Source organism: Pandoraea bronchicola, from assembly GCF_902459805.1.
GTDB classification, from domain to species: domain Bacteria; phylum Pseudomonadota; class Gammaproteobacteria; order Burkholderiales; family Burkholderiaceae; genus Pandoraea; species Pandoraea bronchicola.
In genome coordinates, this window is the sequence record NZ_CABPST010000004.1 from 183,040 (window position 1) to 207,723 (window position 24,684).

General features: G+C 64.7%; 24 protein-coding genes. 17 read left to right on the forward strand and 7 right to left on the reverse strand.

Translation table 11 applies throughout. The features are described from left to right. Nucleotide 1: 1 nt before the first annotated feature. Both PBR20603_RS10915 and PBR20603_RS10920 read right to left on the reverse strand, forming a co-directional pair. On the reverse strand, nt 2-1,414 hold the full coding sequence (locus PBR20603_RS10915; protein WP_150559547.1) for a methyl-accepting chemotaxis protein: 1,413 nt from the start codon (nt 1,412-1,414) through the stop codon (nt 2-4). A gap of 218 nt (nt 1,415-1,632) precedes the next feature. Continuing rightward, a complete protein-coding gene (locus PBR20603_RS10920; protein ID WP_246174537.1) occupies nt 1,633-2,547 on the reverse strand; it encodes a LysR family transcriptional regulator in 915 nt (304 codons plus the stop codon). A gap of 134 nt (nt 2,548-2,681) precedes the next feature. Here PBR20603_RS10920 and PBR20603_RS10925 point away from each other — a divergent pair, with 134 nt between their 5' ends. The 3 genes from PBR20603_RS10925 to PBR20603_RS10935 all read left to right on the forward strand — a co-directional run bounded on the left by PBR20603_RS10925 (nt 2,682) and on the right by PBR20603_RS10935 (nt 5,459). After that, nucleotides 2,682-3,464 (forward strand): sulfite exporter TauE/SafE family protein, encoded by a 783-nt coding sequence (locus PBR20603_RS10925; RefSeq protein ID WP_150559548.1) that lies wholly within the window; start codon nt 2,682-2,684, stop codon nt 3,462-3,464. An 87-nt stretch (nt 3,465-3,551) separates the two neighbouring features. After that, the gene (locus PBR20603_RS10930; protein WP_150559549.1) at nt 3,552-4,481 is read left to right on the forward strand and encodes a carbohydrate kinase family protein; all 930 of its coding nucleotides are present in this window, start codon (nt 3,552-3,554) and stop codon (nt 4,479-4,481) included. A gap of 69 nt (nt 4,482-4,550) precedes the next feature. Beyond that, entirely contained in the window at nt 4,551-5,459 is a 909-nt protein-coding gene (locus tag PBR20603_RS10935) for a LysR family transcriptional regulator (RefSeq protein ID WP_150559550.1), read from the forward strand. 85 nt (nt 5,460-5,544) lie between these two features. Here the strand turns inward: PBR20603_RS10935 and PBR20603_RS10940 are convergent, their stop codons facing one another. Then, nucleotides 5,545-6,651: an SDR family oxidoreductase gene (locus tag PBR20603_RS10940; RefSeq protein WP_174977878.1), complete on the reverse strand. Its 1,107-nt coding sequence runs from the start codon at nt 6,649-6,651 to the stop codon at nt 5,545-5,547. A 40-nt stretch (nt 6,652-6,691) separates the two neighbouring features. Then, on the reverse strand, nt 6,692-7,567 hold the full coding sequence (locus PBR20603_RS10945) for a MipA/OmpV family protein (protein WP_174977879.1): 876 nt from the start codon (nt 7,565-7,567) through the stop codon (nt 6,692-6,694). Between the two features lie 252 nt (nt 7,568-7,819). Between PBR20603_RS10945 and PBR20603_RS10950 the strand changes: the two genes are divergently transcribed. From PBR20603_RS10950 to PBR20603_RS10975, 6 genes are all read left to right on the forward strand, one after another. Then, nucleotides 7,820-8,524: a response regulator gene (locus PBR20603_RS10950; protein ID WP_174977880.1), complete on the forward strand. Its 705-nt coding sequence runs from the start codon at nt 7,820-7,822 to the stop codon at nt 8,522-8,524. Between the two features lie 3 nt (nt 8,525-8,527). Then, nucleotides 8,528-9,829, forward strand: coding sequence for an ATP-binding protein (locus PBR20603_RS10955; protein WP_150559554.1), 1,302 nt, complete (start codon nt 8,528-8,530; stop codon nt 9,827-9,829). Between the two features lie 170 nt (nt 9,830-9,999). Then, nucleotides 10,000-11,130, forward strand: coding sequence for a porin (locus tag PBR20603_RS10960; RefSeq protein WP_150559555.1), 1,131 nt, complete (start codon nt 10,000-10,002; stop codon nt 11,128-11,130). Continuing rightward, nucleotides 11,130-11,858: an ABC transporter ATP-binding protein gene (locus tag PBR20603_RS10965; protein ID WP_246174539.1), complete on the forward strand. Its 729-nt coding sequence runs from the start codon at nt 11,130-11,132 to the stop codon at nt 11,856-11,858. The genes PBR20603_RS10960 and PBR20603_RS10965 overlap by 1 nt, the downstream gene beginning before the upstream one ends. Before the next feature lie 39 nt (nt 11,859-11,897). Continuing rightward, nucleotides 11,898-12,836, forward strand: coding sequence for an ABC transporter substrate-binding protein (locus PBR20603_RS10970; RefSeq protein WP_246174541.1), 939 nt, complete (start codon nt 11,898-11,900; stop codon nt 12,834-12,836). Between the two features lie 35 nt (nt 12,837-12,871). Further along, on the forward strand, nt 12,872-14,506 hold the full coding sequence (locus PBR20603_RS10975) for an ABC transporter permease (RefSeq protein WP_246174542.1): 1,635 nt from the start codon (nt 12,872-12,874) through the stop codon (nt 14,504-14,506). 71 nt (nt 14,507-14,577) lie between these two features. On the opposite strand, the gene fliE is transcribed toward PBR20603_RS10975, so the two are convergent. Next, nucleotides 14,578-14,910, reverse strand: a complete 333-nt coding sequence (gene fliE / locus PBR20603_RS10980) for a flagellar hook-basal body complex protein FliE (protein WP_150559558.1) — start codon at nt 14,908-14,910, stop codon at nt 14,578-14,580. Nucleotides 14,911-15,124: 214 nt separating this feature from the next. Here fliE and PBR20603_RS10985 point away from each other — a divergent pair, with 214 nt between their 5' ends. The 8 genes from PBR20603_RS10985 (at nt 15,125) to PBR20603_RS11020 (ending at nt 21,991) form a co-directional block, all read left to right on the forward strand. After that, nucleotides 15,125-15,982 (forward strand): FliM/FliN family flagellar motor switch protein, encoded by an 858-nt coding sequence (locus tag PBR20603_RS10985; protein WP_150559559.1) that lies wholly within the window; start codon nt 15,125-15,127, stop codon nt 15,980-15,982. Nucleotides 15,983-15,989: 7 nt separating this feature from the next. Then, complete coding sequence (locus PBR20603_RS10990; RefSeq protein WP_174977881.1) at nt 15,990-16,454, forward strand: FliM/FliN family flagellar motor switch protein; 465 nt, start codon at nt 15,990-15,992, stop codon at nt 16,452-16,454. A gap of 29 nt (nt 16,455-16,483) precedes the next feature. Further along, the gene (locus tag PBR20603_RS10995) at nt 16,484-17,272 is read left to right on the forward strand and encodes a flagellar type III secretion system pore protein FliP (protein WP_425495806.1); all 789 of its coding nucleotides are present in this window, start codon (nt 16,484-16,486) and stop codon (nt 17,270-17,272) included. A gap of 10 nt (nt 17,273-17,282) precedes the next feature. Next, entirely contained in the window at nt 17,283-17,555 is a 273-nt protein-coding gene (locus PBR20603_RS11000) for a flagellar biosynthetic protein FliQ (protein ID WP_150559561.1), read from the forward strand. A gap of 39 nt (nt 17,556-17,594) precedes the next feature. Continuing rightward, a complete protein-coding gene (locus PBR20603_RS11005; RefSeq protein ID WP_246174544.1) occupies nt 17,595-18,410 on the forward strand; it encodes a flagellar biosynthetic protein FliR in 816 nt (271 codons plus the stop codon). 4 nt (nt 18,411-18,414) lie between these two features. Further along, nucleotides 18,415-19,563, forward strand: coding sequence for an EscU/YscU/HrcU family type III secretion system export apparatus switch protein (locus PBR20603_RS11010; RefSeq protein WP_150559562.1), 1,149 nt, complete (start codon nt 18,415-18,417; stop codon nt 19,561-19,563). A gap of 4 nt (nt 19,564-19,567) precedes the next feature. Beyond that, nucleotides 19,568-21,646 carry a flagellar biosynthesis protein FlhA gene (locus PBR20603_RS11015; RefSeq protein WP_150559563.1) on the forward strand — a complete coding sequence of 693 codons (2,079 nt, stop codon included), beginning with the start codon at nt 19,568-19,570 and terminating at the stop codon, nt 21,644-21,646. 159 nt (nt 21,647-21,805) lie between these two features. Then, nucleotides 21,806-21,991, forward strand: coding sequence for a hypothetical protein (locus PBR20603_RS11020; protein ID WP_217425952.1), 186 nt, complete (start codon nt 21,806-21,808; stop codon nt 21,989-21,991). A 139-nt stretch (nt 21,992-22,130) separates the two neighbouring features. Here PBR20603_RS11020 and PBR20603_RS11025 read toward each other — a convergent pair whose 3' ends face one another. Further along, nucleotides 22,131-23,360: a flagellin N-terminal helical domain-containing protein gene (locus PBR20603_RS11025; RefSeq protein WP_150559564.1), complete on the reverse strand. Its 1,230-nt coding sequence runs from the start codon at nt 23,358-23,360 to the stop codon at nt 22,131-22,133. 162 nt (nt 23,361-23,522) lie between these two features. Further along, entirely contained in the window at nt 23,523-24,668 is a 1,146-nt protein-coding gene (locus tag PBR20603_RS11030; protein ID WP_150559565.1) for a hypothetical protein, read from the reverse strand. Nucleotides 24,669-24,684 lie beyond the last annotated feature (16 nt).

A 24,684-nucleotide genomic window follows, 5' to 3' on the forward strand; every position in this document is an offset into this window, starting at 1 on the left:
CCTAACGCGCCACCCGGTAGGCAATCCGGAATCCGCCCCAGTGGCGTCCGTTCACATAGATGGGCGCCGATGCGTCCTTCATCACCACGAACTCCCCGCCTCCCATGTCGCGCCGGTACGTCTGCAGGAGCAAAGGTTTGGTGTTGCGTCCGGCCGCCGCCCCCGTGCGGTCGTTGAAAAGTCGTCGATTGCGGCAGTGTGCGGCGTTCCACACCGGATCGTTGGTCGGTGACTGTGAGAACTTGCGGTTGTGCGTTGGCAGATAGCCGTTCTCGTCGACCGCGGCGCAAAAGGTAATGCGCTCGTTAAGTCCGAGCAATGGCTCCTGAATGGCAGGCAGCGTCTCGTCGGTAAAGCGGGTGAAGCGCGCCATCAACTGCTGCGGGTTCGACCCGGGAATCGGCTCGTAGCGGCGGTCGAACAGCTCCTGTTCGCTGATCTTGCCCTTGGCCAGCGCCGCTTCGAAACTCTCTCCGACCTGCTTGGCCGCCCGGCGAACTGCGCGAATGAAGGGCGTGTCCTCCGTTTCGACGTCGGCCTCGGCAATCAGCCCGATCAGATGCTCCGAAACGGACAACAGTCCATTGATGCGCTCGCGCGCACTTTCGACGTGTTCGGCCGAATGCGATACCCCATCGGCCATTTCGTCGACATGTTCGGCGAGTGTCGTGCACTCGTTTTCGATGGCTTCACTGACCTCGGCAATCTGCCCCGCCTGACGATCGAACGTATCGAGCGCCGTCCCGGCCGTCTCGATCACACTCGCAATGGCGCGAGTGCCTTCGCGAGCGTCGTTGGCACGTGCGACGTTGGCGTTGCTCTCGCGCATCAGACGTTCGGTGCGCTCTCCCAGTGCGGCGAGCGTCTGTTCGATCTGCTGGGTCGCCTCCGCCGTCTTGCTGGCGAGCAATTTGACTTCGGTGGCAACGACCGCGAAGCTGCGTCCGGCCACGCCCGCACGCGCGGCTTCGATCGCCGCATTGAGCGCCAGCAGGTTGGTTTGACGGGCGATGACCGAAATGCCCTCCGCCACTTTCCCGACGTGATCGAGCGCGTCGCGCAGCCCGGCGATTTCACCGGCCATGCCGGATACGCCTTCCACCAGACCGTGGATGGAGGCAAGCGAAGTCTCAGCCGTGTTGCGCGAGGCGGAAATTTCCGCGCTGGCGCGATCCGCCACATCGCGCGCTTCGCGTGCGGCGCTGGCAATACGCTGGTTGCCTTCACTGGTATCTGCGGCGGCCCGGCGAAGCGCCTGAAACACTTCGGCCTGACGCTTGATTCGAACGGCGATTTCGTCGACGTTACCGGCGATATCGCACAATTCAACGCCAAGGGTGCCCGCGTTGACGGCCACCTCATTCATGATATTGACGGTCTGCGCCGCTCCCCTTGTGCGCGTGAATAGCCCCATCGTCAGTCTCCTCGCATCGCTGATCTGCTTGTTATGACGAGGGCGCGACATTCGCCGGAACTGCAAAAAACGCCGGGAAGACGTTCGCGCCGCACGCTGATGTGTCGAAAAGTATAACGGGAGAAAAAACGGCCGACTTGAGGGTGGCTTCGCTTGTCGCCCCCCGTACTTCCGACTTTATGGGGGCACCCTCTCACGCACGGCTTACGCGGGACTTACTACTCGGCAGACGCCGCAGCGCCCATCGCGGCGCGCAACGCATTGCCCACGGCAATGACCAGCCCGCCAGCGTCGCGGCGGTGCAGCAAAGCGATTTCGCTATCGGCCTTCACATCGTCGAGCGCAACCCGGCACACATCGGGCCCAGCCATCGCAGCAAGGCTTTGCGGTACGATGGCCACGCCGAATCCCGCCGCCACCAGATTGACGAGCGTCGCCTTGCGCGACGTCGCAACGGCAGCCTTCGGAAAGAAGCCATGCTGTTGGCACAACTGCGCAACGCGGTAGCTCAACCCGCCACGCTCACGGTGCGGCAGCGAGACGAAGGGCTCGGCGGCCAGCGCCGCCACACTCACCGAAGCCGCCCCCGCAAGCGCATGCCCCGGCGGCACGAGCAGCAGCAGGCGTTCCGACGCGATCGTTTCACACACGAGGGAAGCCGCCGGACGCAGCACCGGCAGCCGTACCAACCCCACGTCGATCCGGCCGGCCTCGATTTCATCCTGCTGCTGTTCGGAGGACAGGGTCGAGACATCGACGCTCACCCCCGGATGGGCCTGTAGATGCGCGTACAAGGCAGCGGGCAGCGCCCCGGCGAACGGCACCGAGCTGGAATGCGCCAGCCGTACGGTGCCCTGCTCCCCGCGCGCCACACTGCGCGTGAGCGCCACCGAACCTTCGAGTTCGGTGAGAACGCGCCGCGCCTCGTTCACAAACGTGCGACCGGCGGGCGTGAGCGTCACGCCTTTCGACGAGCGCTCGAGCAACACCGCCTGCAACTCGCGCTCGAGTTCGGAAATCTGACGGCTCAGCGCCGATTGCGCAACGAACAACCTTTCGGCCGCCGCGCTGAAACCACCGGCGTCGACCACTTCCAGGAAATACCGTAACTGCCGCAGCGACACCATGACCATGCCGTTTCGAGATCGAATATCGCCACATTCTATATTGGCGCGCGTCTTGCACGTGCCCCTATGCTGACGGAAATCCCGCGCATGCCCTGCGCGCTCCACTGACCCGCCGCGGTCGTCTCACTCCGTCTTCCACCATGCTTTCGACATTGTCCCTGCCGCTGCTCGACACACTTATCACCGCACTCCCCACACCGGGCCAATGGCTACTCATGAGTGCCGCGCTCGTCGTCGCCTACGTCATCTTCGGCATCGCGGGCTTCGGCACTGCCCTCGTCGCGAGTCCCGTGCTCGCCTACGCGATGCCCGTCGCCCAGATCGTGCCCATGCTGGCGTTGCTCGACTTCGGCGCGGCCTCGGGCAACGTCGTGCGCAACGCCCGCGCTGCGGACATCGGTGAGCTGCGGCGCCTGGTGCCCGCGATTGTCGCCGGAAGTCTTGCGGGCGCCGTGCTGCTGCTGAGGTTGCAGCCCGAGGTTCTGTTACGTGCGCTGGCGTGGTTCATCTGCGGCTATGCCGTGTTTTCGCTGATCGGGCCGCGTGCGAAATCGCGTCTGTCGCAAGCATGGGCGGTGCCGTTCGGCGCCTTGGGCGGCATGTTCGGGGCGATGTTCGGCAGCGGCGGATTCATCTTCGCGATCTATCTGACGAGTCGTCTCGAGCGCGTCGAAGCCATGCGGGTAACGCAAGCCACGCTCATCGGCTTCAGTACGCTGGCGCGGGCCACGCTCTTTCTGTTCGCCGGGGTCTACGCCAACGTGTCGATGCTCGTGACGGCGGCGTCGCTGATACCGGCGATGATCGCCGGTATGTGGCTCGGCAAGCACATCACCCTGCGGCTCTCGCGCCAGCAGTTCGTGAAGGCAGTCAATCTCGTCGTACTGGCCGCGGGCATCGCGCTCCTGCTGCGCAGCCGATAACGCGATACGGCACCCCGGCGTGCGCCCGAAGTGCGCTGGCAGCGGGTATGCTGACGGCCTCGCCCCACCACCCACGGCCCTCATCTCATGTCTCTGCCCGCCTTGCTCGTCTTCGGCGAAGCCCTCACCGATCTGATTCGTCAACCCGGCGGCGATGGCCGCCAGTGGGTGAGTCGCGCGGGGGGCGCGTGCTGGAATGTCGCGCGGGTATGCGCAGGGATGGGCGTGGCAACGGGTTACGGCGGCGCGATCAGCACCCATGCGCCGTTTGGCACCGAATTACTCGCCCTCTCCCGTGCTGCCGGTCTGGACGAACGGTATTTGCAGCCGGTCGATGCCCCGCCGCTCGTGGCCATCGTGCATCGGCACAATCCGCCCGCGTACTTCTTTCTCGGCGAGGGTGCCGCCGATCTCGCCTTCGATCCCGGCGCGCTGCCGTCCGGCTGGCAACACGCCGCCCGCGTCGCGCACTTCGGCTGCATCAGCCTCGTGCGAGAACCGTTGGCGGGCACGCTTCTTTCGCTGGCAGCGCAATTGCATGCGCGCGGTGTGGCCATCAGCTTCGATCCGAACCTGCGCAATCTGATGGGCCCCGGCTATCTCGACACCTTCACGCAGATGGCAATGCTCTCGACGTGGCTCAAGCTCTCGATGGAAGACCTGCGCGGACTTTACCCCGGCCGTCCCGATGACGATGCACTGGCAGACCTGCGCCGTATCGCGCCCCAGGCGTCGGTATTACTGACAGACGGCGAACACGGCATGCGACTGCTGCTGCCCGACGGTTCGACGCTCGTCCAACCGGCATACCCCGTCAATGTGGCCGATACGGTCGGCGCAGGCGACGCCGCCATTGGCGGCTGGCTGGCCAGTCTGTCGCGCGACCCCGATGCGCCCCTCGCCGGTCACTTGCGCCGCGCGGCCGCCGCCGCAGCCCTCGCCTGCACGCACACGGGGGCGCATGCACCGGGTTGGCAGGCCGTGGAGGCGCTCATCGCCGCCCACCCCTACGATTGAACGTCAAGTCAATCATTCGAATAATGGCTATGATGAGGATCAATCATCACCATAGCCGATGAATTCAACATGACGCCGGACCAATTGCTGACCTTCGCGACGGTCGCCGAGCTGGGCAATATCAGCCACGCGGCGCAGGCGCTGCATCTGTCGCAGCCCGCAGTCTCCGGACAATTGCGGTTGTTGCAGGAGTCGTTTGGCGAGCCGCTGTACCGGCGCGACGGGCGCGGTATCCGGCTGACTGCGGTGGGTGAGCAGGTCGCGGTGTACGCCAACAAATTGCGGCAGGACTACCGCCAGGCGCTCGCGCTGCGCGACAGCTTGCGCGGCATGGAAACCGGCGCGTTGCGCATCGGTGCGAGCACCACGCCCGCCAGTTATCTGCTGCCGTATGTCATCGCGGAATTCCACCAACGCTACCCCGCGGTAGGCCTGCACATCGTCGACGGCAACACCAGCGAAATCGTGGCGCAACTCGACCGTCTCGACGTCGCGTTCATCGAAGGCGCCGTGCCGCCGGGCCTGTCGCCGGAGATCGCGGTGCGTCCCTGGCGCGACGACGAGGTCGTCGCGATTGCACGTGTCGACCACCCGCTTGCACAACATCCGGAAGGCGCATCGTTGCAGGCCATTGCCGAATACCCGTTGATCCTGCGCGAACCGGGGTCAGGGGTACGGGCGCTGGTGGCCCGCGCGTTCTCGGTGGCCGGGCTCACGCCACGCGTGGCGCTGGAATTGGCCGGGGTCGAGAGTATCAAGGAGGCCGTAAGGGCGGGCATGGGCGTGGGCTTCGTCTCGGCGATGTCGATGCGCCACGAAGATGCCGCACTCGCCTCGGTCCGCATCGATCCGCCACACGGTCTCAAGCGTTTGCTCACGGCGCTCGTGCCGCACGCCGACGCCCTGTCGCGCCCCACCGAGCGCTTTCTTGCCCAGTGCTTTACGCAGGACGCCGCCGGTCCGGCTGCGCTGCGGTGACACGTGCGAGCGACCCCATCGTACGCTGCACGGCACTCGTCGCATTGCCCACCGGACCGGCCCGTCAGGCCGATCTCCTACGGCCTTATTTGAAATCCCAAGCCATTTGTTCGGCCACTGACGTCGCTTCCGAAGAGCGCACACACACCTCGAGATAATCGGTCACGGGCGGCGGCGGCGGTGTCCCTTCCGAAAGCAGACGACGGTTGTCGAACACATAATCGAGCGCCGCAAACGCACCGTATCGACGCAGCGCCTTGGCCATCAGACGACTATTGCCGTGTCCCAACTGACGCGCCAGCGCGGGCGTCAGGCGCGCGATCTCGGCTTCACCGATATGCCGGAAACGCTCGCCCAGCGGCGCCACGCCGCGCGCTTTCGCCAACGCCGCCTCGATCTGGCCAATCGTGCGCGCACTGCCCTCACCGGCCGAGATGTGATACAGGTCGTGACGCAAGTGCGGCAGGAACGCGAGATCGATCAGCGCGTCGGCGCAGAAATCGACGGGCACCACATCGAGCCTGTCCTCGAGACCGCAGGTGAACGCGCCGAGCAACTGGACCATGCGAAACATCCAGAAGATGCTGCCGGACGGCTCACACCCCAGGCGCGTGTGCCCCACGACGATGGACGGCCGCGCAATGACCAGCGGCAGGCCCGGCCACTCGCTGCGCAGGCGTCGCTCGGCATCGGCCTTCGATGCGGTGTAAGGCACGACTTGATGATCCGCCAGCGCAAGATCGTGCGACTCGCGAACCACGCCCGAGAGCGAATCGCCGCACGCCATCGCCGTGCCCACGTGCACGAAGCGCTCGAGCACCGGCGACGCTGCGACCGCACGAGCGAGCGCCAGCGTGCCGGTCACATTGACGGCGTCGAGTTGCGGATGCGCAGAAAAGGTCGCAATCGCCCCGGCGTGGATGACATGCGTGACGCTGCGCATGCGAGGGTCGTCTTCGAACGAGACCGGCTGCGCAAGGTCGCCGCACACGATGTTCGCTTCACTGAGCGCGAGCCGGCACACCGGCGCGACCCGGAAGCGATCCATCGCGGCACGCACGCGCGCCAGACCGTCACTGGTGGTACGCGCGCGCACGAGAAGCAACAACGACGGGCCGAATCCGTCCTTGAGAAGCTGGGCGAGAACGGCACCTCCCACAAAACCGGTACCACCGGTGACGAGAATTCGCATGGCAATGGCCTCGCTGAAAAACAGAACCGCGACGCGTTCGTCAGAACGTGTAGTCGAGCGTTGCGGCGACCTGATAGTTGGTCTTGTTGAATACGATGGGACTCTTCGACGCATTGCCTGTGTAGCGCATGACGCCGCCGGCCACCGTGGTGCTCCAGTGCTTGGTGAACTTGTGCGTCCAGTTCGCCGTCAGGCTCACGCCGTAAAGGCCGCCACCCACCGCGTACTGGCGATAGCCCGAATTCAGGCTCTGGTTCTGCGTCACGCCGAAATAAGTCTGCGCGTACTTGCCGCTGGCAAAGTGCGCGGTCGCGCCAACGCCGACCGAATCGGTGGGCGACTTGAAAAGCACGCTGTCCACGGCGAAGCGGTAGACGTTGCCGCGCTCGCGATTGGACAGCGGGATATCCGTCGCCACGCTCACGACGGCCAGATCGCCAATGGCGTAGCCGGCTTGCAACGTGGTGAAGACCGAGCCCTTGATGTCCCCCATGCCGCGCAACTTGTCCGAGCCGGAGTCGAGCCCCTTGGCCTTGTCCTTGCGCCCGCCGTCGTATGACAGCGCGGCCGACAAGAAGAAGCCCGCCGGCAACGAGAGTCGATAGCCGATGCCGCCCAGACCGACGAACACGCCATAGGGCGTTTGCAGCGCGAGGTTGAGTGCCGGCGTGGCGCGATACTCGTTGCTGCCCATGTAGCGCGGGGAGTAGCCCATACCGCCGCCAATCGTGAATTCGTAGCCGCTCTCCGGTGCCTGCGACGGCAGGCTCTGGTCGGGCTGAATGCCGCTGTACCGGGCTGGCTCGACCGCAAAGGCGTGCGAGGCAGCCCCTGCCAGCAACAGCCCTGCGGCGCATACCGCAAGACGGGGAAGATGGCGATTGCGACGGCGGTGACGGGGGTAGCGACTTTTCATGGCACTCCTACAAGATCGATGCGTTTCTGTTGTCAGGGAATTACGGTTTGCAGATGAATCGCAAAGTGAACGCATGGTAGGCGTGAAGCGAGCGCGTGGCTGTTACCTGATTTAGGAGAGTTGTGAACAAATGTTTTCATTTGTTCGCGGGTTTGAAACGCCCGCCCGGCGGGACTCAGGGGCAGTAGAATGCGCCTCACGGGAGTGCCGCCGAGCGTGTGCGGCACAGCACAACAGGAAAGGAATACGGCCATGTACCGTGTCTTGCTGGTCGAAGACGATGCGCGGCTGGCGGCGCTTGTCACGGAATACCTGCACGCCTATCGCTTCGAAGTGATGGTCGTTGCCAACGGCGCGCGCGCTTTGGAGCGCTTTCGCGCATTTGCACCGGATATCGTGGTGCTCGATCTGATGCTTCCCGGCATGGACGGCATGGAAATCTGCCGCCAGTTGCGCGGCGTGAGCACCACTCCGATCCTGATCCTCACGGCGCGAGAAGACACCTACGATCAGGTCGCGGGCCTGGAAGTGGGCGCCGACGATTACGTGGTCAAGCCGGTCGAGCCGCGACTGCTGCTCGCGCGCCTGCGCGCGCTGTTGCGACGCGCCGTCCCCGTGGGCGAGATCGAAGTCCCCCACGACGACGGGCTGGCGTTCGGCCAGTTGCGCATCGTGCCACGCGACCGCACGGTGTTCTGGCGCGGCGCCCCCGTCGAGTTGAAATCCAACGAATTCAGCCTGCTGCTGATTCTGGCGCGCGGCGCCGGGCGTGTGGTCACCCGAGACGAGATCCTGCAGCAATTGCGCGGCATCGAATTCGACGGCATCGACCGCACGGTCGACGTCGGCATTTACCGGTTGCGCAAACGCTTCGAAGACACCGACGGTGAACCGCAACGTATCAAAACTGTCTGGGGACGCGGCTATCTGTTCAGCCCGTCGGCCTGGGAGAGTTGAGCCATGTTTCGCATTCTTCTGAAGCTTTATATCCTTGTCGGCATCTCCGTCGTCGCGGCCATACTGTTGATCACATACACGTTCGGCCATCTCTTCTACGACATCCTGAACCGTTCGGCGCAAAGCCAGCTCGGCGGCTACGCTTGGCTGATCAACAATGCCCTCGCGAACGTGCCGGAGTCCGAGTGGCCCAAGTTCATCGCCGAGTTCGAAACGAAAGGCAAAGACAAGTTCGAACTCAAACCGCTCAAGGATTTCCCGGTGCCGAAAGAATATGCGCGAAAGGACCTCGATGCGGGCCTGCCGATCGCGAACGGCACCGACGGCGATCACTACGCCATGCGTTTGCGCGACTCCCAATGGGTCCTGACGTCGGTGAGCGGCACCGACCTGAGCGTGAAGCAAATCAACTACCTCGCCTACGCCTTGCTCGCGGTGCTCATGCTCATTGCCGTACTGACGTGGGTGCGCTGGTACTGGAACGACTTGCAGGCGCTCAATCGTGCGGCGAGCCGCTTCGGAGAGGGTGATTTCAACTCACGGGCGAAGGTCTCACGCTTCTCGAACCTGACGGCGCTCGTGAACGTATTCAACACGATGGCCGAGCGTATCGAGCGCTCCATCAAGGCCCAGAAGGACATGATCAACGCGGTATCGCACGAGTTGCGTACGCCGATCGCGCGCCTCGACTTCGGGCTGGAAATTCTTCAGCATCGCCGTCACGAAGCCGACGCCGACGACCGAATCAACGCACTCAAGGGCGATATTCGCGAACTCGACGAACTGGTGACCGAACTGCTCTCGCTCGCGCGTCTGGATCAGATCACGGCACCGCCCGCGCGCCACGCCGTCTCGCTACGCCTGATGTTCGACAGCCTCGCGGCGAATTGCACGGAAGTGCTGGCCGCGCGCTCGATTGCGCTCGACATTGCCGCCGAGCCGGGCGCAGATTGCGTCGAGGTCGAACCCAAGCTGCTCGCACGTGCCGTACAGAACCTGCTCAACAACGCCATGCGACACACGTCGCGGCGCATTGTCTGCGGGGCGAAAACCTGCGAAGACGGCGGCGTCATGATCTACGTCGACGACGACGGCGAAGGCGTGCCGGCGGCCGAGCGCGTGCGCATCTTCGAGCCCTTCCACCGGCTCGACAGCAGCCGCAACCGGGCGACGGGCGGCTTCGGCCTGGGGCTCGCCATCGTGCGACGCATCGCGCTGCTGCATGGCGGGCGCGTCGGCGTCGACACGTCACCGCTCGGCGGCGCGCGCTTCATCATCACGCTTCCCGGCATTTGCGCCGGTTGACGCAAGACAGCGCCCCGGTCAGACGCCCACGCAAAACCCTACGGCCGGCGAGCGATTCGCCGGCCGTTTTCATTGCAGCGTCTCTTTTTGGATAACGATGGATTGTCATGTTCGCGACATGTTGGCCGCTTACATTGGCGGCTCAATTTAATCCCAAAGAGGACCTTGTCGTGAAACCCAACTTCCGCATTGCGGCGGCCGGGTGCTGCCTGGCGTTCGCCAGCAGCCTGCCCATGCCCGCTCTGGCCCAGTCTAACGTTCAGCTCTACGGGCTGATCGACTCGGGCGTCGAATTCCTCACCAACGCCGACAAGAATGCCGCCGGCAACACCGTCAACCTGACACGCTTCACCTCGGGCAACCTTGCCGGTTCGCGCTGGGGCATCAAGGGCACCGAAGATCTCGTCGGTGGCAACAAGGCCCTGTTCCTGCTCGAGAACGGCTTCAACCTCGGCAATGGTCAATCGCTGCAGGGCGGCCGCGAGTTCGGTCGTCTGGCCTACGTCGGCCTGTCGAACCAATCGTTCGGCACCTTCACGATCGGCCGCCAGGGCGGTGTGTTCCTTGACTGGGTGAGCAAGTTCAACCCGCTCAACAACGCCGTGTACGCTATCAAGATGCAGGACACGGCCTTCTCCGATCGTCTGGACAACAGCCTTCGCTACACCGGCAAGCTCGGCGCGTTCGAAGCCATGGTCCAGTACTCGAAGGGCTATGACGACGTGAACTTCGGCAGTGCCACGCCGGGCGACAACCGCCGTGCGCAAGTCGTCGACGCCGGTGTTCGCTACGCCAGCGGCCCGCTGTCGTTCGTGATCGCCTACGACCAGAAGAACGGCGGCTCGACCCTGCCCAACGCGGCCCTGACCTCGAAGGTCGGTGGCTATGAAGGCAACATTGATCGCCGTATCGCGGCCGCTGTGCAGTACTCGCTGCAAAGCGTCGATCTGTACGTGGGCTATCGCTACCTCAACGCCAAGGCGATCCACCTCTCGGCCCTGAACAAGAGCCCCGTGGAGGCCTCGAGCTACTACTGGCTGGGCACGACGTGGCACGCCATGCCGGCACTCGACCTGTCGGCCACGGCCATGTACCAGGACTTTTACGGCACGAACCGCGACCCGCTTTCGTTCCAGGTCAGCGCCGACTACAGTTTCTCGAAGCGTACCGACGTCTACGTCAACCTCGGCTATGTCGTGAACCGCAACGGGTCCGACCTCGGCCTGAACGGTTTCGGCACCAACGTGGTGGCCGGCAAGAACCAGTTCGGCACGATGGCCGGCATCAAGCACACGTTCTGATGATGGGCGACACTCGCGCTTCGCATGGCGGCACACCGCTGCCGCAGCCGGGCGTGTCGGTGTCGCTGCGCGCGTTGCACCAGACTTTCGGTGCAACGCGCGTACTCGACGGCATCGATCTCGAGGTGCCGGCCGGCACCACCACCGCCCTGCTCGGCCCCTCTGGCTGCGGCAAGAGCACCCTGCTCAAACTGCTCGCCGGTTTGCTCGCCCCCACTGGGGGCGAAATCCGTTTCGACGACACGGTCGTCGCCAGCGACACCGTCTGCCACGCGCCCGAGCGGCGCTCGCTCGGCATGGTGTTTCAGGACTACGCGCTGTGGCCGCACATGAGCGTGGCCGCGAACGTGGCGTTCCCGCTCGAGATGCGTGACAAGGGTCGGATCGGACGCGTCGAGCGCAGCGCACGTGTCGAAGAAGCACTCTCGCTCGTCGGTCTGGCCGGTCTCGGCTCACGCCGGCCGCAGGCGCTCTCTGGCGGCCAGCAACAGCGCGTCGCGCTCGCGCGCGCCATCGTCGCGGCCCCGCGGCTGCTGCTGTTCGACGAACCGCTATCCAACCTCGACCGCGATCTGCGCACACGTTTGTGTACCGATATCGGCGCGCTGCTCTCGCGTCTTGGCACCACTGCCGTCTATGTCACACACGACCGCGACGAAGCCGAGGCGCTGGCCGACCAGATCGTGATCCTCGCCCACGGGCGCGTTGACAAACGTATTACGAGGTAGCCCATAATGTTTCACCGCAAAATTATCGCGACACTCACCATGGCCTTTGCTGCAAGCGTCGGCGTACAACATGCGCATGCGCTGACCGTCTATACCGCCGGCCCCGGCAACCTCAGCAAGAAGCTCGCTGCAGGTTTCGAGAAGAAGACCGGCATCAAAGTCGATGTATTTCAAGCCACGACCGGCAAGGTGATGGCGCGCATCGAGGCCGAGCAAGCCAACCCGCGTGCCGACGTCCTCATTTCGGCCTCGTGGGACACCGCGCAGGATCTTGAGAAGCGCGGCTGGCTCGCCCCCTTCCAGAGCACCAACGCCGCGCGCGTGCCGGCCCCGTTCAAGACGTCGCACTATGTCGCCCAGGGCCTCTCCGCCCTCGGCATCGTGTGGAACGCCAAATCGGGCACGCCTGAACCGCACGACTGGCGCGACCTGACCAAGCCCGCCTACCGCAACCTCGTGACGATGCCGGACCCGGCGCTATCGGGCGCGTCGGCGGATCTGTTGCTGGGTCTGCAAGCCCGTCTGGGCGGCGAAGCGTGGAAGCTCTTCGAAGACCTCAAGCACAACGGCATGGTCGTGTCCGGCCCCAATGCACAGGCGCTCAACCCGGTGCTGCAAGGCGCGAAGGCTGCCGTCTTCGGCGCCGTCGATTACGTCGCCTACGCGGCGGCCGCAAACGGCGAAGCCGTGAAGGTCGTCTTCCCGACGAGCGGCACGGTCATCGCACCGCGTCCGATGATGATCCTGAACACGTCGAAGCAGCAGAACGAAGCGCGTCAGTTCATCGACTATGTGCTCTCGGAAGAAGGTCAGCAGATGGTGGCCGAGGCATGGCTGATTCCGGCACGCGAGGACATCGCGATCAAGCGCGCATCGTTCAAGGATTTGCGCCTGTTGCCGCAGGGTGACGCACAATCGTCGAGCGCTTCGCGCGCCGAAGTCCTGGCACGGTTTGCCAAACTCAACGGCCAGCACTGACGGTGAAATCGTTCCGACTACTCCCCGCGGCGACGGTGGCAGCCCTCGCCGTCGTGGTGGCGTTGCCGGTCGCGTTCGTCTTGTTGCAGGCTGTCTTTCCGCACCTCGCGCAGGGCTCGCTGGACGCATTTCGCGAGCCCTTCTCCGCAGTCTGGCCCACGCTGTCGCACGACAGCACGTTGCCGCTGGTGACCAACACATTGTGGCTGGGACTCTCGGTCGCATTGGGTACGGCGCTCGTCGGCGGAGCGCTGGGGGCGGTACGCGGCCTGTTTCATGTACCGGGCGCCCGGCTCTGGGATCTGTGCTTCCTGCTGCCGTTTCTCGTGCCGCCGTATCTTGCGGCACTCGGCTGGATGCTGTTGCTGCAAACGGGCGGTTACGCCCAGCAGCTCACCGGGCTGGACGCCGGGCAGTTCCTGTTCTCGCTGCCGGGCCTCGTCTTCGTGATGACGCTCAACATCTTCCCTGTCGTGTACTTCGCCGTCTCGCGTGCGCTGGCCACCACGGGGTCGCGACTGGCCGACGTCGCGCGCGTGCATGGGGCATCTGCGTGGCGGGCGTTTGCCCGCGTCACGTTGCCGCTCGCGCTGCCGGCGTTTGCGGCCAGTCTGCTGCTGGCGTTCACGATGGCCATCGAGGAATTCGGTGCGCCCGCCGCACTCGGCGCGCGGGCCGGCTTCTCGGTGCTGGTGACCTCCATCGAAGGCCGCTTTGCCGACTGGCCCATCGATCTGCCGGGTGCCTCGATCCTGTCGGTCATGCTGGCAGTGATCGCGTTGCTCGCCTTCGTGTTGCAGCACCGGCTCGCAGCGGGAAAGGACTTCGAGACGCAGACGGGCAAGCCGATGGCCTCGCCGCCGCGTGCGCTGGGGCGCTGGCAAGTCCCGGTACTGTGCGGCTTCGGCCTGGTGGCATTACTCGCCACCGCGGCGCCGCTGTTCTCGATTCTGGCCACAGCGTTCTCGGGCACGCTCTCGGGCGGCCTGTCGCTCGCCAACCTGACGACCGCGCACTTCGCTGCGCTGCTCGGTCAGGGCGCGGAAGGCATCGAGGCATTGGCGACGAGTCTGTCGCTCGCGCTGGGCACATCGCTCGTGACCGGGGTGCTGGGGTTCCTGTGTGCGTGGTGCGTCGTGAAGTCGACGATGCGCGCTCGCGTGCTGATCGACGGACTCTCATTGCTGCCCCACGCATTGCCGGGCATCGTCGTCGGCGTCGGCCTGATCCTCGCGTGGAACCTGCCGTTCTGGCCAGTCACGCCGTACAACACGTGGGGCATTCTGCTGCTGTCGTATAGCTGCCTGCTGCTGCCGTACCCGGTGCGTTACACGAGCGCCGCCTTACGTCAGACGGCCGCCTCGCTCGAAGCGGCCGCACGCGTACACGGCGCGCCGGCAGGGGTGGCGCTGCGCCGCATCACGCTGCCGCTCGTGATGCCTGCGCTCGGTGCGTCACTGATGATCGTATTCGCCATCGCATCGCGCGAGTTGGTGACGTCGTTGCTGCTGGCCCCGAGCGGCGTGCAGACGGTCTCGATCTTCGTGTGGCGTCAGTTCGAGCAAGGCTCCATCGGTCAAGGCATGGCGATGGGTGTCGTATCGATGACGGTGAGCGGCACATTGCTCGCGCTGGCATCGAAGCTCAATGGCAAACCCGCGAACGGCTGAAGCCATCAGGCCGCACCCGGCATGAGCGCCGGGCGCGGCCCCTGCCTTCACGCCAGCAGAGCGCGTGCGGCTCAGAACGGCATGCGCACCAGCTCTTCCACCGCCCCCACCACTTTGTCACGCGTTCGCATCAACATGGAGAACGACAGGTCGGCCTGAGCGCTCGCCAGCATCGCGCCGGTCAGATCGTCGCTCTGTCCCAGATCGACCGCCTTCATACGATCGCCCGCGTCGCGTTGAGCGGCGTCCACCCCCCGCAACATCGCGCCGAAGTCGGGCTTGCCCGAGGCCCCTGCCAGTTCAGGCGCCGCCTCACGCACGCCAGCGGCCATATTCAGTTCGTGCTGTGTCGCTTGCATGCGACGCATTTCAGTCATTAGCGACTGTTCCATCGAGACAGGCATTCGGATCTCCGTGATGCGTTTGAACGTGTGCCCTCGCCTGAGGCGCAGGGGCACTGACATGACTCCGCACTTTACGCACACCCACCCCCACCGGGATTGGGCAATCCCCCAAAGCAGACACGGTTGAGTTTTTCCCCATCAACAAGGACGAGTGACGCCTTTAGGATGCGAACTTCCCTGCGCGCAGAAGCGCTGCGAACCGTCTATCCATCAAATGAACACAATGCACGCGCCTACGCCGCCCGGCGCGATCCGGGCACTCGATCCGTGCCGGCTCGGACAGCCGACACAGCTCCTCGATCCTCTGACCGAGCGGCTGCGCTCGCGCCTCGATGTCCAATTACCGCAGCACGTGCGTCATCGTCATGCTATGGCGTGGCGCGTCGCTGCCATGTCAGTGAGCGCCAGCGCCCCTGACACCGCCGACGTCATCGTGCAACGGTTTCGTGTCGAGGGTCATTGCATCGACGTGGCGCTCGACGCCGGCCTGTTGCGCGACGCATTCCGTTTGCGCTACGACGCAGACGACTTCGTCGGCCCGCCCGCCTTGCATGCCACGCCGCCTGCGGCGACTTACGAGCGCTTCGTCACACGCTTTGCGAGGCAAATGCTCGATGCGCTGCGTCAGGCCGTCTCGTCCGAGATGGCGCCGGTCCCGGCGGATGTCGAGACGATCGACCCCGATCCGCGAATGACACCCGCATCCCTGTGGATCGGCGCGCACATTGCGGATCGCGGCGGTGACGCACCGTTGGGCACCGTCACCTTCCGGCTTGCGGCAGAAGACGCACGCCGCTGGCTCACGATGCTGGGTCCCGATGCGAGCGAACGCGCTGCACCGCACACCCGGCCGGCGTGCGACATCGCCACGATTCCGGTGCGTCTGAGTGCGCATTGGCTCGATGTCGACCTGTCGCTAGGCGCACTGCTCGACGCGCAACCGGGCGATGTGTTGCCCGTGCGTTTCGTGCAACGCGCGCTCGTTTGCGTGGACAACGACCCACTGATGAGCGCCGACATCATCGAGCGCGATGCGCACCTGTGCCTCACGCACTTCCAAACTCTTGAGTAAGGTTCCCATGTCTGACAACTTCCCTCACGATCTTTCCGGCCAGGCGCTTGGCGCCGCCGATGCGGCCGACCTGCGCCCGGACGCGCTCATCGACGATCTGCCTGCCCTGGACGATCTCGCCGACGACCTTTCCGGCGACTGGCTTGGCAGCGCGGGCGAGCATTCGACGCCGCCGGCCCAGCTGTCGCAAGCTACCGGTGCGGCGCCGGCCCCGCTGGCCATGCGCGAGACGCTGCGCCGCGTGCCCGTGAAACTCACGCTCGAAGTCGGGGCGACACGCCTCACCCTGGGTGAGCTTGCGGCCCTGCGCGCCGACGACGTGCTGAGTCTCGACCGCGCCGCGGGCGCGCCGCTTGCCGTGTTGGTCAACGGCGTGCCGGTAGGCCTCGCTGAGGTCGTCGCCTCGGGCGCGCAATACGGACTGAAGATCCTCACGCTCGACGCACTCGAGCTGGATCGTCTCGCCCGATGAAAGCCGCCCTACAGGTCGTGCATCGGCGGTTGGTGCGTCCGCTCAAGGCGCGCGGCTTTCCGCTGTGCGCCTCGGAGACCTTCGTGCTCGCGATTCTGGCGATCGGGTTCGCCCTGTTCGCCACCGGCGCGCGGGCCGATGAGGCTGGCGAGCTGATGCGCCTGCGCTCGCAGGGCGGCACCACCGACTTCACCGTCAAGACCCAGTTGCTCATCCTGATGACGCTGCTGGGCCTGCTGCCCATGCTGCTGATGGTGATGACCACGTTCGTGCGCTTTGCCATCATCCTTGCCCTGCTGCGTCAGGCGCTCGGACTTCAGCAGGGGCTGCCCGCGCGCGTGCTTACCGGCATGGCATTGCTGCTCAGCTTGCTCGTCATGCGCCCCGTCGGCGAGGCAATCTGGACACAAGCTGTCGTGCCCTACGACGAGAACCGGATCACGCTGACCGAGGCAATCCATGCGGGTGAAGCACCGCTTTCGCGCTTCATGCTCGCGCAAACGCGTCAGACGTCGCTCGACCTGATGGCCCGGCTGACCGGTGAGACCGACGTTGCGCAGCCGCAAGCCCATAGTTTTCTGGTCAAGGCCTCGGCCTTCCTGCTGAGCGAGCTGAAAACGGCGTTTCAGGTCGGCGCCATGCTCTTCGTGCCGTTTCTCGTCATCGATCTGGTGGTGGCTTCGGTGCTGATGGCCATGGGCATGATGATGCTCTCGCCACTGGTCGTCTCGCTGCCGCTCAAGCTCTTGCTGTTTGTGCTCATCGACGGCTGGACACTCACCGTCAGCACGCTCGTGACCAGCGTGCAGGCCGTCTGAGGAGAACGTTATGCTCACCAGCGATATTGCCATCGACATCGGACTGGACGCGCTGCGGCTCGTCATCGTCATCGTGCTCGTACTGATCGTGCCGAGCCTCGTCATGGGGTTGGTGGTGGCGCTGTTTCAGGCGGCCACGCAGATCAACGAACAAACGCTGTCGTTCCTGCCGCGCCTGATCGTCACCCTGATCACGCTCGGGCTCGCTGCGCCATGGCTGGCGGGCAGGCTCACCGACTTCGCCGCCGAAACCTTCGCCCGCGCGGCCTCACTGGCCGGTTAGCGCTTGGCGCCACCGACGCCCGCTGCCGGACGAACGATCATGCCGTTTCCCCTTCCCTTTGCCGCATGGCCCGGCCTCGAAGGCTGGCTCGCCCAGTGGCCCGCGCAGCTCGTCATGCTGTGGCGGCCATTCTGCCGCTTTGTCGCGGCCCTGAGCATGCTGCCTCTCGTTGGCGAGGGCGTGGTGCCGATGCGCTGGCGCGTGCTGGTGGCGCTGGTGCTCAGCCTGGCGCTGTGGCCCGTGTTCGCCCGAAGCGGCATGCCGCCGACCGATCCGTTCTCGCTCGCGGGCATTGCCCTCGCTGCGGAACAGGCGATCATCGGTGCGTGCCTCGGGCTGGCCTTCTTCATCGTGCGCAGTCTGCTCACGCTCGTGGGCTATCTGTGCGCGTCGCAAATGGGATTGGCGATGGCGGCCATGAACGATCCGATGAACGGCGAGGCCAGCGAACCGGTTTCGCTGCTGATGGTCTTCCTCGGCACATTGCTGTTTTTCATCGCCGACGCCCATCTGATCGCCGTGTCCGTCGTCGGCCGCAGCTTCGAGATCTGGCCTATCGGTGGCGGACTGCCGCTCGCCCACCTGACGGGACTGCTGCGTGCACTCGGCTGGACGCTGGCTGCCGCCATCACGCTGGCATTGCCCGTCGTGCTGACGACCTTCATCGTGCAATTCGGTCTCGGGTTGCTCAATCGCGCCGCGCCAGCCTTGAATCTGTTTTCCCTGGGCTTTGCTGTCACAACGCTCGTCGGGCTGGTCGTGCTCTCGGCCGTGATACCCGCCTTGCCGGCCCATTATCTGACGTTGACCGAGCGCGTTCTCGACTCGCTGGGCGCCGTCGCACGACCGGATTGAGCCCATGACGACCCAAGACACGGGCGACAAGTCCGAAGCCGCGTCCCACCAGAAGCTGCGCCGCGCGCGTGAGCAAGGGCAAGTGGCACGCTCGCGCGATACGGCCACTGCGGTGGGCATCATGGCCAGCGTGGCGGTGATTGCCGTCACCGCGCCCGCGCAACTCGACAAGTTCCGCTCGCTCTACGCTGCGGCGTTCGCCGACCTCGCGGGCATCGGCTTCGACGACGCGTGGACGGCCCTGCTGCCGGCCGCGATGTGGCTGCTCGTCAAACTCATCGCGCCGCTGGCGGCCATTCCGCTGTGCATCGGCGTAGCGGCCATGCTGCCCGGCGGTTACGTCTTCAGCACGACGCTGCTCAAGCCGAAATGGCAACGTCTCTCGCCCAAGGCGAACCTCGGCCGGCTGGTCTCGATGAAGCACTACGCGCAGGTCGGCACCGCCATCCTCAAGGTCGCCCTGGTCGTGACGGTGCTGATTCTTGCCATTCGGGCGCGCTGGGACGACTTGCTCGCGTTGCAGGCGAGCGCACCGGGCGAGGCGATTACCGTGGGCTTATGGCTGCTGCGCGACGCCGTGCTCCTGCTGGGGGGCGCCTTCGTCGCGTTCGCGCTGCTCGATCTGCCGTTACAACGCTTCCTGTTCATGCGCGACCAACGCATGAGCAAGCAGGAGGTAAAGAACGAACACAAGCAGACGGAGGGACGCCCCGAAGTCAAACAGCGCATTCGCCAGATCCAGCGGCGCATGGCCGAGCGCAGCCTACGCCGCGTGGTGCCCACGGCCGACGTGGTGATCGTCAACCCGACCCACTACGCCATTGCGCTCAAGTACGACACCGAGCGGGCACAGGCACCGTATGTCGTGGCGCGCGGCCTTGACGAGATGGCCGGCGTGCTGCGCCAGATCGCGCGCGATCACAAGATCGACGTCGTGAGCGCCCCGCCGCTTGCACGAGCGCTGTACCACACCAGCCAGGTCAACCAGCAGATTCCCGCCGCGCTTTACGACGCGGTCGCCGTGATTCTGGCCTATGTGCTGCAACTGCGCGCCTGGCGCCTTGGCGAGCGCACCACACAACCCGACCGTCCGGACACGCCTGCCGTGCCTGCAACGCTCTCCGATCCACCCTCTACGCGACTGAATCCCTGAACTTATGAGCCGACTTCTGACCGATCTTCGGCGTCACAAATTTCTGACGCCGCTCCTCGTCTTCGCGATCCTCGCGATGGTGATCCTGCCGCTGCCGCCGCTGCTGCTCGACACGCTCTTCACGTTCAACATCGTGCTGTCGATGGTTGTGATTCTGGTGAGCCTGTCGGTGCGGCGTCCGCTCGATTTCTCTGTCTTCCCGACGGTCATTCTCGCTACCACGCTCATGCGTCTGACGTTGAACGTTGCCTCCACGCGCGTGGTGCTGCTCAACGGCAACGAAGGCACGCACGCGGCGGGCAGCGTGATCGAATCGTTCGGTAACGTGGTCATCGGCGGCAACTTCGTCGTGGGCTTGGTGGTGTTCGTGATCCTGATGATCATCAACTTCGTGGTCGTCACCAAGGGGGCGGAGCGCATCTCGGAAGTCTCGGCACGCTTCACGCTCGATGCGCTGCCCGGCAAGCAAATGGCGATCGATGCCGACCTGAACGCGGGCCTCATCAATCAGGAGGCCGCGCAGTCGCGCCGTCGCGAGGTGAGCGCCGAAGCCGACTTCTATGGCGCCATGGACGGCGCATCGAAGTTCGTCCGTGGAGATGCCATCGCCAGCATCCTGATCCTGCTCATCAACCTGATCGGCGGTGCCGCCATCGGCGTGACGATGCACGACATGAGCGCGGGCGACGCCTTCCGTCAGTACTCGCTGCTCACCATCGGCGACGGTCTGGTCGCGCAGATTCCCGCATTGCTGCTCTCGGCGGCCGCCGCCATCATCGTCACGCGCGTGTCCGATGCGGGCGACTTCGAAAAGCAGGTCGGCGACCAGTTGCTGGCGTCGCCCGCCGTGCTGTCGAGCGTGGCGGTGCTGATGTTCATTCTGGCGCTGATCCCCGGCATGCCGACCCTGCCGTTCCTCGCGTTTGCGGCGGTCATGGCGTTTGTCGCATGGCGCGTGAGTCAGCGGCGTTCGCCCGACGCAGCAGACGACACCGAAGCCCTGGAAGCCGCACTCACGGCGCACGAGCCGCCCGCACTCACGTGGCAGCAACTGCCGTTCGTCTCAGCGGTGACGGTCAGTCTCGGCTACCAGATCGTGGGGCTCGTGGACAAGCGCGAAGGCGCGCCGCTCGTGCAGCGTCTTTATGGCATGCGGCAGACGCTGTCGCAGGCGATGGGCTTCGTCGTGCCGGCGGTCAGACTCGATACGGGTCTCGGACTCGGCGCCAGCGAATATGCCATCGACGTTGGCGGCGTGCGCGTTGCCAGCGCGTCGCTGCCGCATGATCGGCTCATGGCGATTGCCGCGCCCGATTGCTACGGCGAACTCGACGGCATGCCCGCCATCGATCCGTCGTTCGGCATGCCCGTGGTGTGGATCGAGCCCGAGCAACGCGCGCATGCGCTGGGTCTGGGTTATCAGATCGTCGATCCTGCGGGCGTGATCGCCACGCACGTTCAGGAAGCGATGAAAACGCATCTGGCCGACCTCTTCACTTATCAGGATGTGACGTCGCTCAGCGAGCGGCTGCGTGAACTGTCGCCGGCACTGGCCGATGCCCTGGACAAGGCGCTCACGCATCAGCAGCAATTGGCGGTCATTCGTCTGTTGCTCGCCGAAGCGGTCTCGTTGCAGGATATCGACGTGCTGGCGACGGCGCTGGTCAATGCGTCGGCCATCAGCAAGGACCCGCTGGTGCTGGCCGCCGAGGCGCGCAGTGCGCTCAAGCGACGGCTGGTACACGGGCTGATCGGCGATGAACCGACACTGCATGTCTACCAGCTCACGACGGATCTCGAGAACCTGCTGCTGGGCGCTTATACGGCAGCACAGCAGGCGGGCAAGACGACCTCCGATGCCTTCCCGCTCGATCCGCAACTGCTCGAGCAGTTGCAGTCCCACATGCCACAGGCACGCGAAAACATGAAGCAAACGGGACGCGCGCCGGTCCTGCTCGTCATGCCGCAACTCCGCCCGCTGCTCGCGCGGTACGCGCGCATGTTTGCGAGCGGCCTGCATGTGCTCTCGTATAACGAAGTGCCGCAATCGAAGGAAATCGAGGTGGCGGGAACGTTGGGGTGACGGGCGTTTGAAGACCCGCAGGTGAGTCCGCAGCGAAGACGCGCCAACGGCATGATGTCGTTGGCGTTTTTTTTGGCATCGGATTCGGCATATCGTTGAAGCGCCGCGCATGCCGTCTTCGCCGGGGCATCTTGGCATTCACGAAAATGAGGTAGTTTCATGACAGAACGGACTTATCGGGCCGCACATCCGGATGACGCGGCCATCTGTATCGACATCCGCGGCCGCACGCGCGAGAACGCGTTTTCGGCAGACGACTTATTGGCGTTGGGAATCTCCGTCGAACGCTGGCGCGAGTCAATCGAGAGCGGGGCGGTGCTGGTCGCCGACTGGCGAACGGGATGAAGCAGGCGACGACATTCTCGAACGCTTCCTTGACTGAACCGTCTTGCGCAAACGACAAAAGAGCCAACGGCATGAAACCGTTGGCTCTCTCATATTCAGACTATCCGGCCGGAAGACATCACCGGCCGGTGCGGCGCCATTAACGCAGCAGCATCTGGATCATGCCCGGCATTTCGCCGGCCTTTTGCAGCATTTGCAGGTTCACGTTCATCTGCGTTTGCAGCTTGGTCAGCTCCGACACCGACTCGGCGAAGTCCACTTCCTTCATGCGGGCGTTCGCTTCGCTGGTGTTTTGCAGCAGCACCGATTGCACTTCCTCACGGCCATCCAGATCCATCATCATTGCACCGATGCTGGCCTGCACAGTGGCGAGTTGAGCGATGGCCGTCTCGAGACCGCCAATGGCGTTCGAGGCAGCACTGCCGTCAACCAACTGGGTAGCGGCCGGCTCCGCCTTGGCGCGCAGCAAGTCATCCATTGCCACTCTGACCTGCGCCTGTTGAACAGACGTCAACGTGGTGTTGCTGTTGGTCAAGTTGTTCATCGCGGCTTCAAAAGCCGTTGCAACAGCGCCCGCCGTGGCGTAGGTACTGGTTTCCGCAATCGTTTCCAAATCCGCGGTCAGCTTGGCTTCCCAAGTCTCTCCTGAGGAATGCGTAGTGCTCAAGATCGCAGCCATCCCAGGCTTCGTGCGCAGCTCGTTCACCAATGCTCGGGCGGCATCGTTGCCGGCGCCGGCACCGTCGAAGCCCATTTTGCTCGCCAGCGTGTCACCCACGGCGAACGGGCGTCCAGCCACCGTTCCAAACTGCGCCGTCACGCCGCCGATGGTCGAGAACAGACCACCGAGTTCAGTGCTGATGTCGAGCTTCTTCGTTTCCCCTGCGCCTGCACCCACCTGAAGATCGATGCTGCCGGAAGCCAGCAAACCGGTGGCACGGGCACCGAATTCCATCTTCAGCAGGTTCTTGCCGGCGAAGGTGGTGTTGTCGAAAATTGCCTTCAACGCCTGCGAGTTGTTGGTGTATTGCTGTTGCAGCGCCGCCTTCTCGGCATCGCCCTTCAGGCCATCCGCTGCCTGAGTGGCCAGATCCTTCATGGTCACGAGCAGTTCATTGGCCTTGTCCAGCGCACCTTGAGCGACGCGCGTGCTTGCCTGCGCATACTTCATGTTGCCAATGGCCGACTTCGTGCCGCTGGCGTGCATGTTCAGCATGGCCGAGATACGGGCGGCGGCCGGGTCGTTCTTGTACAGGTCGTTCTTCTTGCCGGTCGACAGATCGCGCATGATGGCGTTCAGCTTGCCGCCGGTGGTGCGTTGCGAGTTCAGCGACGACATTTGCGCCACGTTGGTATGCAGAGTCAACATTGCTAGGGCTCCTTGTTCTGATGAGCAGTTTGGCAGACCGGATTGCCTGCCTCACCGTGTAAAGGCGTCCCTTCGCGAATTTTGTTAATACAATCTTGTGGAGATTTTTCCCATCTGCACACACCGTTCGACAACTCGTCTGCCGAACCCCGCAACACTCCCTTATACGTCACCCAGCAGCGCACGCACATTGGCGCGCGTGACAGGGATACCTTTAGGCATCGCGAGCGTCAGCGCAACGAACGGTGGCTGCTTGCCCAGTCGCGACGTCCATGCCTTCGCCGATGCCAGCGCGACATCGAACGCCGCGTCATCGGCGGCAGCGCGCTCACCAGACAACGCCACTTTGCCGACGGCCTGCGTCGACGTCCGCGCCGTCTTCTGCGCCAGCGCATGAGACACCCGAATGGCTCTGACCATCGACGCTAATGCGCGGCGCGTCTGTGCGACGGCGTCGGCGCCGTCGAGACGCCATGCCTGCGGCGCGAGGGCATCGGGCGCCTCGCGAAGCGTTGCGCGTCGCGCGTGGGCGACGCCCCCCTCGTTCGTTTGCGCGATGGCGAAGCGCGACACCAGCGACGGCCACGCCTTACCGGACGTGCTCATCACCCAACCGCGCTCGGGCGGGGGTGGCTCAAGCGTGATGCCGTAGGCCGCTAACGCGCGCGTCGTGCGGCGACGCAATCCCGCTTGCGACACTGCGTTCGCCAAATCGATCTCGACGCCCGCCTTGTGAGGCCCGGCGGGGAAAAGCGTAATCTGCTCGACCTTCGACGCACGCCATTGCCCAGGGGCAACGCCATCGACAGTAAACCGTTTCGGTACGTTTCCCTTTCCGTCGAAATGCAATCGGTCGTCGACCGTCCCCAGGCTCTCGCGCTCCCGGTTCTGCCATTGCGCACCGAGGGCGTCGAGCGCCCGGCTTGCCTGTGCTTGCGAGACCCGGTCACTATCCTGCCACCGCGAGATCGACGTCAGTGCGACCGTCGCCGAGGCGTGCAGCTTCGATAACCATTGCGCAGCGGCACTCGCACGGCTGGCCGTGGCATGCTGCGAGATCAGTTCGGTCACTTGCGCGACGCGCTGCTTGTCGAAAGCCTCTGCGCCCCGCGGCAAGGGCCACGCCGATGCGCCAACGCGCGCGCCGCCCGTCGCGCCCGACGCAGCATTCGCCGCGCCTACGCCGGCGGGCGCACGCGCCAACGCGCCGGTCTCCGGCGCGTCGCCCTTGCGAGGATTCAGACGCCCCGAAGTCAGTGCGTCGTCGAGCGCAGCACTCCCGGGAATCTCACGGATGATGTCAACCATGCACGACATCCTGTTG